Annotated in this window: 11 protein-coding genes and 2 pseudogenes; 10 read left to right on the top strand and 3 right to left on the bottom strand. The window is 43.6% G+C overall.

Annotated features, from left to right (window positions below; genetic code table 11):
* Positions 1 to 114 precede the first annotated feature (114 nt).
* The 8 genes and pseudogenes from IAG03_RS13530 to IAG03_RS13495 form a co-directional block, all read left to right on the top strand.
* Positions 115 to 1,413: pseudogene (locus IAG03_RS13530) on the top strand (VirD4-like conjugal transfer protein, CD1115 family); the annotation flags it as partial.
* A 14-nt stretch (positions 1,414 to 1,427) separates the two neighbouring features.
* Complete coding sequence (locus tag IAG03_RS13525; protein WP_014635894.1) at positions 1,428 to 1,787, top strand: glutamyl-tRNA amidotransferase subunit A; 360 nt, start codon at positions 1,428 to 1,430, stop codon at positions 1,785 to 1,787.
* Positions 1,788 to 1,860: 73 nt separating this feature from the next.
* Complete coding sequence (locus tag IAG03_RS13520) at positions 1,861 to 2,697, top strand: VirB6/TrbL-like conjugal transfer protein, CD1112 family (RefSeq protein WP_003525214.1); 837 nt, start codon at positions 1,861 to 1,863, stop codon at positions 2,695 to 2,697.
* Positions 2,698 to 2,711: 14 nt separating this feature from the next.
* Complete coding sequence (locus tag IAG03_RS13515; RefSeq protein ID WP_015573063.1) at positions 2,712 to 2,897, top strand: hypothetical protein; 186 nt, start codon at positions 2,712 to 2,714, stop codon at positions 2,895 to 2,897.
* Positions 2,897 to 3,262 (top strand): PrgI family protein, encoded by a 366-nt coding sequence (locus IAG03_RS13510; protein WP_015573062.1) that lies wholly within the window; start codon positions 2,897 to 2,899, stop codon positions 3,260 to 3,262. Before IAG03_RS13515 ends, IAG03_RS13510 begins: the two co-directional genes overlap by 1 nt.
* Positions 3,255 to 5,588 (top strand): VirB4-like conjugal transfer ATPase, CD1110 family, encoded by a 2,334-nt coding sequence (locus IAG03_RS13505; RefSeq protein ID WP_015573061.1) that lies wholly within the window; start codon positions 3,255 to 3,257, stop codon positions 5,586 to 5,588. Before IAG03_RS13510 ends, IAG03_RS13505 begins: the two co-directional genes overlap by 8 nt.
* A gap of 37 nt (positions 5,589 to 5,625) precedes the next feature.
* Positions 5,626 to 6,396 (top strand): class B sortase, encoded by a 771-nt coding sequence (srtB, locus tag IAG03_RS13500; protein WP_015573060.1) that lies wholly within the window; start codon positions 5,626 to 5,628, stop codon positions 6,394 to 6,396.
* A gap of 40 nt (positions 6,397 to 6,436) precedes the next feature.
* A complete protein-coding gene (locus IAG03_RS13495; RefSeq protein ID WP_015573059.1) occupies positions 6,437 to 8,146 on the top strand; it encodes a CHAP domain-containing protein in 1,710 nt (569 codons plus the stop codon).
* A 58-nt stretch (positions 8,147 to 8,204) separates the two neighbouring features.
* Here IAG03_RS13495 and IAG03_RS13490 read toward each other — a convergent pair whose 3' ends face one another.
* From IAG03_RS13490 to IAG03_RS13480, 3 genes are read right to left on the bottom strand one after another with little or no spacing between them, the layout of a single operon-like run.
* Positions 8,205 to 8,426: a hypothetical protein gene (locus tag IAG03_RS13490; RefSeq protein WP_015573058.1), complete on the bottom strand. Its 222-nt coding sequence runs from the start codon at positions 8,424 to 8,426 to the stop codon at positions 8,205 to 8,207.
* A complete protein-coding gene (locus IAG03_RS13485) occupies positions 8,413 to 8,745 on the bottom strand; it encodes a hypothetical protein (protein WP_015573057.1) in 333 nt (110 codons plus the stop codon). The genes IAG03_RS13490 and IAG03_RS13485 overlap by 14 nt, the downstream gene beginning before the upstream one ends.
* Positions 8,746 to 8,768: 23 nt before the next feature.
* Complete coding sequence (locus tag IAG03_RS13480; protein ID WP_102364679.1) at positions 8,769 to 9,143, bottom strand: hypothetical protein; 375 nt, start codon at positions 9,141 to 9,143, stop codon at positions 8,769 to 8,771.
* A 526-nt stretch (positions 9,144 to 9,669) separates the two neighbouring features.
* Here IAG03_RS13480 and IAG03_RS13475 point away from each other — a divergent pair.
* Together IAG03_RS13475 and IAG03_RS13470 are read left to right on the top strand one after the other, a co-directional pair.
* A complete protein-coding gene (locus IAG03_RS13475; RefSeq protein ID WP_161945185.1) occupies positions 9,670 to 10,125 on the top strand; it encodes a P-loop NTPase family protein in 456 nt (151 codons plus the stop codon).
* Positions 10,106 to 10,166: pseudogene (locus IAG03_RS13470) on the top strand (TnpV protein); the annotation flags it as partial. The gene IAG03_RS13475 and the pseudogene IAG03_RS13470, both read left to right, overlap by 20 nt.

Raw genomic sequence — 10,166 nt, 5'->3', positions numbered from 1 at the left:
TCTGATTGCAAAAGAAGCAATGGCTTTGCAGGAAGGAGATGTTGCCTGATTGACTTTACGCACAGCTATGCGCTTTGGAGATTTTTCAAAAAATATCTCAAAACCACTTGACAGAAGGGCGAAATTCTCCGAGATACCGGAAAGCTGCTTGAAAGCAAAGGCTATGAAGTCCGTGTTCTCGATTTGATTTCAATGGAGAAAAGCCATTGCTATAACCCGTTTGTCTATTTGCAGAATGACAACGATGTGCAAAAGCTCGTGACGAACCTTTTTAAGAGTACCACTCCGAAAGGAAGTCAATCACAAGACCCCTTTTGGGATACCTCGGCTTCAATGCTTTTGCTTGCACTTGTATTTTATCTTCATTATGAAGCACCCGAAGATGAACAGAACTTTGCAATGATAATGGAAATGCTCAGAGCCGGTGCGATTGAGGACGAGGAGGACACAAGACCTTCTCCTCTTGATGAACTGTTTGCGGAATTGGAGATGTCGAATCCCGACCACATTGCTTTGAAGTATTACCGTTCCTATCATTCAGGTGCGGCGAAAACCTTAAAGTCCATACAGATAACCCTTGCGGCAAGACTGGAAAAGTTCAACCTTGAAAGTCTTGCTTCTTTAACCACCACAGACGAGCTTGACCTCCCGTCACTCGGAGAGAAAAAGGTCGCTCTGTTCGCTTTGATACCGGATAACGATTCCAGCTTTAACTTCTTGGTATCTATCCTTTACACACAGCTTTTTCAGCAGTTGTTTTATGCTGCCGACCATATTCACGGCGGCTCGCTTCCCGTTCCCGTTCATTTTTTGATGGACGAGTTTGCGAATGTTTCACTCCCTGATGACTTCGACAAAATTCTTTCGGTTATGCGTTCCCGTGGGGTATCGGTAAGTATTATCTTGCAGAACTTGGCACAGCTTAAAGCCTTGTTTGAAAAGCAATGGGAAAGCATTGTAGGTAACTGCGACGAGTTTTTATATCTCGGCGGCAACGAGCAAAGCACCCACAAATATGTGTCCGAGCTTCTCGGCAAGGAAACCATTGATACCAACACTTTCGGAAAAAGTACCGGTCGAAGCGGCAACTACTCCACAAATTATCAGATTAGCGGTCGAGAGCTTCTTACTCCTGATGAGGTTCGTATGCTTGATAACCAATATGCAATTCTGTTTATTCGTGGAGAACGCCCCGTTATGGACTTCAAGTACGACATCTTGAAGCACCCGAATGTGGCACTTACAACCGATGGAAAGGCTTCTGCATATAAACACGGCGAAGTGACCATCAAGCACTCATCAATTTCCGTTCTTTCTATTGACCCGGAAGAACTTCCGGAGGAAAGCTACGGAGAAACCAATTACGAACTTCTGTCCGATGAGGATTTTGAAGTGAATAAAAACTTATTTTAACGGAGGAAAACACAATGAACATTTTTAAGAAGAACAACGAAAAGAAAACTACTCAGAAGCTGCCTATGACCGGAAAGGTTCAGAAAGGCTTCCGTGCTTACTGCGCCGTAATCGCAGCAGCAACTCTTGTTTGCGGTATGAGCGTTACCGCTTTTGCCGCCAGCGACCCGATTACCGTAGTCAACAATCTGTCCGATTTCATCTTCGGTCTTATCCGTGCCATCGGTCTTATCCTGCTTGGCTTCGGTATCGTTCAGGTCGGTCTCTCTTTGAAGTCTCACGACCCGTCTCAGAGAGCCAACGGTTTCCTGACTCTTGCAGGCGGTATCATCATTACCTTTGCAAAGGAAATCCTTACCCTTATTACCGGTTAAGAGAACACAGTTATCAAACGGGGCATACCTGGCATTTCAGGTATGCCCCTAATCTTAAAGGAGGTGCAAACAGATGAGTGATAACTGGGTAGTTCAGAACCTCGAAAATGCCCTTGAAACTTGGAACAGCAAGCTTTCGGAAATATGGCAGTTGCTAACCACTTCGCCGCAACAGTTCAAAGGCGGCAGTATTTGGTCGGTAATGGTGAATATCAACGGAGCAGTTCAGGCTATCGGTCTTGCCCTGCTTGTTCTGTTTTTTGTTGTCGGTGTGGTTCGCACCTGCGGAAGTTTTACCGATGTAAAGAAACCGGAACACGCATTAAAGCTGTTTATCCGCTTTGCCATTGCCAAAGGTGTGATTACCTACGGGCTGGAGCTTATGCTTGCCCTGTTCGACATCGTACAAGGTACGATTTCAACCATTATGACATCTGCGGGATTCGGTACGCCCAATCAAACAACTTTACCTGCTGAAATGGTAACAACCATTGAAAGCTGCGGATTTTTTGAAAGTATCCCATTGTGGGCGGTTACTCTTATCGGCGGACTGTTTATCACGGTCTTGTCGTTCATTATGATAATGACGGTGTACGGACGATTTTTCAAGCTGTATATGTACACTGCTCTCGCTCCGATACCGCTTTCCACATTTGCCGGAGAACCGTCGCAGAATGTGGGTAAGAGCTTTATAAAGAGCTACTGTGCCGTTTTGCTTGAGGGAGCAGTAATTGTACTTGCTTGTATCATCTTCTCCCTATTTGCTTCTACGCCGCCGGTAGTGAACCCTGACGCAGCAGCCGTTACTCAGGTATGGGCATATATCGGCGAACTGGTATTCAATATGCTTGTGCTTGTCGGTGCGGTTAAGATGAGCGACCGAATTATCCGTGAAATGATGGGCTTATAACGGGAGGTTCTCTGATGAAGAAAAACAAGAATAATAACGATAGATGGCAGGGCTATACGCCTGCCGACTGCGACTGCAAATATTGTGTGTATTACGGAGGAAAGAAAAACGGCAATGTGATTTGCCTTGCGGACACCTGCGTCTGCTCTGATGAAATCCGTCACGCAAAACAAGCATATCGCAGAGAAAGGAGCTTTTGATGGAAGTCAAAATTAACCGAGAGATACGAAATTACACAGAGTCAATGTTTTTTGGACTGTCGCTCAGACAGTTCATTTTTTCTGTCCTCGCCTGTGCGGTAGCGGTAGGACTTTACTTCCTCCTAAAACCGTACCTCGGAACAGAAACTGTATCGTGGGTGTGCATTTTGGGAGCTGCCCCTTTTGCGGCTCTCGGCTTTGTGAAATACAACGGAATGACGGCTGAGAAATTTATATGGGCGTGGATAAAGTCCGAGTTCCTTATGCCGAAAAAGCTGGTCTTTCATTCCACCAACACCTATTACGAATTGATGAAACCGACAATCGAACAAAAACAGAAGGAGGCTTATAAGAACAATGATTAAAACTCTTACAAACCTGTTAAAGCAGGACAAAGAAAAGTTCGTAGTACCAAAGGGCGTACAGGATTGTATTCCCATTACCGCTATTTATGATGACGGCATTTTCCGTGTAGGCAAGGACAAGTATTCCAAAAGCTTCAAGTTCACGGATATTAACTATGCCGTAGCGAGCCGTGAGGATAAGGAAGCAATGTTCCTTGAATACTCCGAGCTTCTCAACTCTCTTGACAGCGGAGCTACTACAAAGCTGACTATCAACAACAGACGGCTTAACCGTCTTGACTTTGAGAAAACCATTCTTATCCCCGAAACCGGCGATGAGCTTGATGTTTACCGAGAGGAATATAACAAAATGCTTCTCGACAAGGCAACCGGGGCAAATGCCATCGTTCAGGATAAATATGTTACTATCTCCATCAATAAAAAGAGCGTGGAGGACGCACGAACCTATTTTGCCCGTGTCGGTGCTGACCTGATTGCCCACTTTGCAAGACTCGGAAGCAAATGTGTGGAGCTTGAAACCGATGAGAGACTGAGAATTGTCCACGATTTCTTCCGTGTCGGGGAGGAAACCGCCTACCACTTCAATATTAAGGAAACGAGAAAGAAGGGACACGATTTCAAGGATTATGTTTGCCCCGATACAATGGAATTTGAAAAGGACTACTTCAAAATGGGAAACCGTTACGGGAGAGTCCTTTTTCTTCGTGAGTACGCTTCCTATATCAAGGACAGTATGGTAGCCGAGCTTACCGACCTGAACCGCAACCTGATGATGTCCATTGACATCGTACCTGTTCCTACCGATGAAGCGGTGCGAGAAGCAGAGAGCAGACTGCTTGGGGTTGAGACGAATATAACCAACTGGCAGAGAAAGCAGAATCAGAACAATAACTTTTCCGCTACCGTTCCGTATGATATGGAACAGCAGAAAAAGGAAATGAAGGAGTTCCTTGATGACCTTACCACTCGTGATCAGCGAATGATGTTCGCTGTACTCACTATGGTTCATACTGCGGACTCCAAAGAACAGCTTGATAACGACACCGAAGCTCTGCTTACTACGGCAAGAAAGCATTTGTGCCAGTTTGCCGTTCTCAAGTATCAGCAGATGGACGGACTGAATACGGCTATGCCCTTTGGAACACGCAAGATTGACGCATTCAGAACCCTTACCACAGAAAGCCTTGCGGTCTTTATTCCCTTCAGGGTTCAGGACATTTACCACGAAAACGGCATTTACTACGGTCAGAATGTCATCAGTAAAAATATGATTATTGCCGACCGCAGACAGCTACTCAACGGCAACTCTTTTATTCTCGGCGTATCCGGCGGCGGAAAATCCTTTGCGGCAAAGGGTGAAATTGAAAATATCATTCTTTCCTCCAATGCAGATGTTATTATCATAGACCCTGAGCGAGAGTATTCGCAGCTTGTAAAAGCTCTCGGCGGCGAAATAATCAATATTTCCGCTACTTCTCCGAGCCATATCAATGCGATGGATATGAACAAGGAATACGGCGACGGAGCAAACCCGGTTATCCTGAAATCCGAGTTCATTATGTCCCTTTGCGAACAGCTTATCGGCGGTACAAACCTCGGAGCAAAGCAGAAATCTATCATCGACCGTTGTACGGCAAGTGTTTACCGAGACTATCAGCAGAGAGGATATACCGGTACTGTTCCTACCTTGCAGGATTTTCGTGCGGAGCTTTTGAAACAGGACGAGCCGGAAGCAAAGGAAATCGCCCTTGCTATCGAGCTGTTTACTCACGGTTCTTTGAATACCTTTGCAAAGCCAACCAATGTTGATACGGATAACCGACTTATCTGTTATGACATTCTTGACCTCGGCAAGCAGCTTATGCCTATCGGTATGCTTGTCGTCCTCGACTCTATTCTGAACCGTATTACACAGAACCGTGCTAAAGGTAAGCAGACCTTTATCTTCATTGATGAAATCTACCTCCTGTTCCAGCACGAGTATTCTGCAAACTTCCTGTTTACGCTTTGGAAGCGTGTAAGAAAGTACGGCGCTTATGCCACCGGCATTACACAGAATGTGGACGACCTTTTGCAGAGCCATACAGCGAGAACTATGCTTGCAAACAGCGAGTTTTTGATTATGCTCAATCAGGCGTCAACCGACAGAATTGAGCTTGCAAAGCTCCTTAACATTTCTGACCTCCAGCTTTCGTATATCACGAATGTTGACGCAGGACACGGATTGATTAAGGTCGGCAGTTCGCTTGTGCCGTTTGCAAATAAGTTCCCGAAGAATACGAAGCTGTATAAGCTGATGACAACCAAACCGGGCGAGGGTGCATAACCCTTGCCCTATTCTGTAAATGAGAAAGGAAACACCTATGAAAAACAAAATCTATATTGCCATAATCTGTGCTTTCAGCATTGTATTTGCCGTCAGTTCAGGTTTTCTCATCAAGCACTATTGCGACTCTGCAAAGCAGGCTGAGATGTACGACAATCTGATTGAGGTTGTGGAGACCGAGCCTGAAGAAACCACAGAGCTGATGAACTACTCCGAAGAAAAGACCTTTATCCCGGAGTATCAGGAGCTTTATCTGCAAAATAACGATATGGTCGGCTGGATTAAGGTTGAGGACACAAAAATCAATTATCCCGTTATGCAGTCAAAGGACAACCCGAACTTCTATCTGAAGCACGGCTTTGATAAGGCATACACCGACTACGGCTGTCCTTATGTTCAGGAAAACTGCGATATGGAACTGCCAAGCGACAATATCATTATCTACGGTCATCATATGAACGACGGCTCTATGTTCGCCGGTCTTATGAAATTCAAGGACAAGAGCTTTTGGGAAAAGCACAAAACAGTATCCTTTGATACGCTGACCGATAGACAGACCTATGAAGTAATTGCCGTGTTCAAAACCGTAGTATATACGGATAGTCCCGACAGCTTCAAATATTATCAGTTCGTCAATGCGGACACCGCCGAGGATTTCACTGCCTATGTTGAGAAGTGCAAGAAACTGTCGCTTTACGAAACCGGCATAACCGCCGAATACGGCGACAAGCTCCTGACCCTTTCCACCTGTGAGTATTCCCGGACAAACGGCAGACTTGTTGTAGTGGCGAAGCTAATAAACGAATAATACAACAGGTAGTTCAGCCTGCATAGGAAGGAGGGATTGTATGGCTGATATTAAAACGAAAGACAATGCAAAAGGTACGATACGAACAATAGATAAGGCTGCCGTCGCAACCCAACGAATGAAGCAGGCGTATATCGCAACAAAAGAAAAGGCGGAGCGGTCGGTAAATGCCAACAGCAGTTCTGCCGAGGAATACGCTTCCGATAAACTGGAAAGCGGTATTGACGAGGTGTTTCACGATGGTGCCTATGCGTTTGACAAGGCGGGACGAAAGGGACTTGAAACCACAAAAGAGAATATCCGCACCGCAAAGGACGGTATTCAGCGTTTCAAGCAGCAGCGAGCCGAGCAGTCTTTGAGAAAACAGGCTTCGCAAAACACAAGCTCTGCGATTAAGACTGTCGATAAGGCGGAAAAGACCATAAAGCAGTCTGCCACTTCCTCCGGAAAGAAAACCATTAAGTTTGCCGGAAAAGAAGCAACAAAGACCGCACAGAAATCGGTTAAGACGGCTGAGCAGACTGCAAAGACTGCGATAAAAACCAGTCAGCAAGCGGCAAAAGCGGCACAGAAAACAGCTCAGGCGACAGTTAAGGCTTCGCAGAAAGCGGCACAGGCGGCAAAAGCCACAGCCAAAGCAACAGCCGCTACGATTAAAGCCGCAGCCAAAGCCACCATTGCCGCAGTAAAAGCAATCATAGCGGCGGTAAAAGGTCTTATTGCCGCTATCGCTGCCGGCGGTTGGGTTGCGGTGGTAGTAATTATTGTGCTATGTCTTGTAGCCTTGATTGCAGGTTCTGTGTTCGGTATCTTCTTTTCGGGAGAGGATTCCGGCACGGGAATGTCAATGCAGACAGTCGTTCAGGAAATCAATCAGGAATATGATGACCGATTGGAACAGGAAAAGAACTCTGTAAGCTATGATGTGCTTGAAATGAGCGGAAGCAGAGCTGTTTGGAAAGATGTTCTTGCGGTCTATTCTGTTAAAGTGAATACCGACCCCGACAATCCGATGGAGGTTGCTACGGTTGATGAAACCAAGAAGCAGCTACTGTCGGATATTTTTTGGGAAATGAACGATATTTCTTCCCGAACGGAAACGAAAACCCATACCGAAATCGAAGAAAGCGACGACGGACACGGCAACATCGTACAGACCGAAACCACAGTAACAGAAACTTTCCTGTATATCACGGTATCGCACAAGACCGTTGATGAAATGGCGGCTATGTACGGATTTAATCAGGAGCAGAAAGAGTATCTTGCCGAGCTGCTAAAGGACGAAAACAATCAACTATGGTCTCAGGTGCTTTACGGTATCGGATACAGCGACGACCAAATCGTAACGGTTGCCTTGTCACAGGTGGGTAATGTAGGCGGTCAGCCTTACTGGTCTTGGTACGGATTTGACTCCCGTGTAGAATGGTGTGCCTGCTTCGTCTCTTGGTGTGCTAACGAGTGCGGATATATCGACGCCGGTATTATTCCAAAGTATGCCGGCTGTGTAAACGGTGTACAATGGTTCAGAGACCGAGGACAGTGGGCAGACGGTTCGTATGAGCCTTCGCCCGGTACAATCATTTTCTTTGACTGGGAGGGCGACGGTGTGACAGACCACACCGGTATTGTTCAGAAATGCGAAAACGGTACAGTCTATACCGTTGAGGGCAACTCAGGCGACACTTGCAGAACCAAAACATACCCTGTCGGAAGCTCTGTTATCTACGGATACGGTATTCCGGCATATTAAAAAGATGGCTGCTCGTTTGAGTAGCCATCAAGTACATTATGAGAAATCAGGTATTTACTCAAGAACAAATATAACCTTCTGAAGCCTTTGTCCCAACAAGAGAAATATGCGGATATATACCATTGACAACATCTTCATAGAATTTACGACCGATTCTTGCAGATGTAACTCTATTTGTGAAAAAGTCTCTAAAGTGGTATGTGCCGGGTAATAATGAAGGAACAACAGCAACAATAAAAGCGTTATATTCATTTTGTTCCATTTTGTTAAGTTTTATCATCAGTGTTCACCTCCTTGTTGATAAGCCTGAATTTGTAAATGGAATTCTGAGTTGTTACTAATAGATTGTTCTTTTTAATATAATAATCATCACGGGAACTAATAATTCCCAAAGAAGTAATTGGTTTAAAATCATCGTCAACAGGATGCCAAACAAAGAATTGTCTGTTTCCATTCTTAAGAATATAGATAACACCGTCTTGACCTATATATCTATTTCTCCAAGATGTAGAATGTGAATTATTATTCTTATCACAAGACTCTATATATGTGACAAAATAGACATCAACAATTTCATCTGCCGTTTTCAAATAATCCATAACATTTTTTCTTTCGCTTGACTTTAGTATCTTTCATATTGCTTGATATTATTGTGTAAAATATCACATACTCTAAATCTGTCAGAACAGTTTTCTATTATGTTCTTTAAATATAGGCTTAATGTGATTTTTTGACTTCGATTTAGATTTGACCACTTTTCCGGTGGTAACAAAGCACTTACAATGAATTTGTCTCCAACTTTTTTGTTATTAAGTTCTTGATTCATAATTTGTTTCATTTCTTCTATATCTATCTTTTTAATTTCCTCGGCATTTTGTCCTAAGTATAATAGTACACAATACTTTTGGAATGCAGAGGGGGTCATTCCATATTGCTCGCATTCATTAGATATTAGAGCAAATTCTTCCTCACTGTAACTGGTGTATACTCTCGACACTTTTAATCACCTCTTTTACTCCTAAAATTGTGAACTGCACACTTCACATTGTTATAATACACTATTACTTGAAAAAAGTCAATAAAAAAATAATGGCTGCTCGTTTGAGTAGCCATCAAGTACATTATTCAAAATCAGTTATTTCTCTATCTTTCAGATAGACATTGTGCGTGTGATAAGTAAAACACATCAACAAATCGCTGTCTCTATTATCTTTTGCTTTGAACATAGAAAAGTCGTCGGACAGGATAAAAATAAGTCCCAGCAGTTTCTTTATATATCCATTATATGAAGCATAGTTCATATAGCTTCTCCTGCAATAACTATAAACAGAACCTATCAATCTTACTGCAAACGAGGAACTACTTTTCCAAGTTATTTGCCAAGTCAGATTGCAAAAATCTTTATAAACCGTATGAATACAGCCGAGTCTACAGCCACAGTCGAGCTTGCTTGTGGTAAAAAAAGCGAGGACGCACATTGGGAAAATCTGCTTACCTATTGCAAGCAGGGAAACATTCAGGCTATGTTTGATGAATATGCTCATTTAATTACAAACGGTTTAGACGCAGACAATAATTTGGTTGATAACTTACACTATACAATAGCAAGTTCTATGGATGTGAGAACCACAATATACACTATTGATACATTCAATGCGTTTAAGGCAAGAGCAAATGGAACAAAGGAAAAACCAACTGCTATTCGTTCTCACTTTGCAGTTGCCTTTACTAAAGGAGATGGAAAAGAAAAGGACGCAGACAGAAAAAAGAGCGTTAGAAATTCTTTCAATTCTCCATTTAGACCATTTGTTTTAGCATCTACTTCCATAGGACAAGAAGGATTGGATTTCCACAATTATTGCCGAAGAATTGTGCATTGGAATCTGCCATCAAATCCGATTGATGTAGGACGGATTTTGCGGACATTCAAAATAAAAAAGAATGTGGAGGTAACAGACAATGGCAAAATCATTATTTGAGGAACTGGGCGGCAAATACGAAAGGCAAGGGGATTATTTGA

The organism is Yeguia hominis (genome assembly GCF_014384705.1).
In the GTDB taxonomy this organism is placed as follows: Bacteria; Bacillota; Clostridia; order Oscillospirales; family Acutalibacteraceae; genus Yeguia; species Yeguia hominis.
The sequence above is the reverse complement of the archived record's forward strand: the minus strand, read 5'-3'. Positions and strand labels throughout refer to the sequence as shown.

Excerpts from the sequence above, each read along its gene's own strand:
- IAG03_RS13510 (WP_015573062.1), top strand. The coding sequence starts at position 2,897 with ATGGAAGTCAAAATTAACCGAGAGATACGAAATTACACAGAGTCAATG.
- IAG03_RS13525 (WP_014635894.1), top strand. The coding sequence starts at position 1,428 with ATGAACATTTTTAAGAAGAACAACGAAAAGAAAACTACTCAGAAGCTG.
- IAG03_RS13495 (WP_015573059.1), top strand. The coding sequence starts at position 6,437 with ATGGCTGATATTAAAACGAAAGACAATGCAAAAGGTACGATACGAACA.
- IAG03_RS13475 (WP_161945185.1), top strand. The coding sequence starts at position 9,670 with ATGTTTGATGAATATGCTCATTTAATTACAAACGGTTTAGACGCAGAC.
- IAG03_RS13490 (WP_015573058.1), bottom strand. The coding sequence starts at position 8,426 with ATGATAAAACTTAACAAAATGGAACAAAATGAATATAACGCTTTTATT.
- IAG03_RS13485 (WP_015573057.1), bottom strand. The coding sequence starts at position 8,745 with ATGGATTATTTGAAAACGGCAGATGAAATTGTTGATGTCTATTTTGTC.
- IAG03_RS13505 (WP_015573061.1), top strand. The coding sequence starts at position 3,255 with ATGATTAAAACTCTTACAAACCTGTTAAAGCAGGACAAAGAAAAGTTC.
- srtB (WP_015573060.1), top strand. The coding sequence starts at position 5,626 with ATGAAAAACAAAATCTATATTGCCATAATCTGTGCTTTCAGCATTGTA.
- IAG03_RS13520 (WP_003525214.1), top strand. The coding sequence starts at position 1,861 with ATGAGTGATAACTGGGTAGTTCAGAACCTCGAAAATGCCCTTGAAACT.
- IAG03_RS13515 (WP_015573063.1), top strand. The coding sequence starts at position 2,712 with ATGAAGAAAAACAAGAATAATAACGATAGATGGCAGGGCTATACGCCT.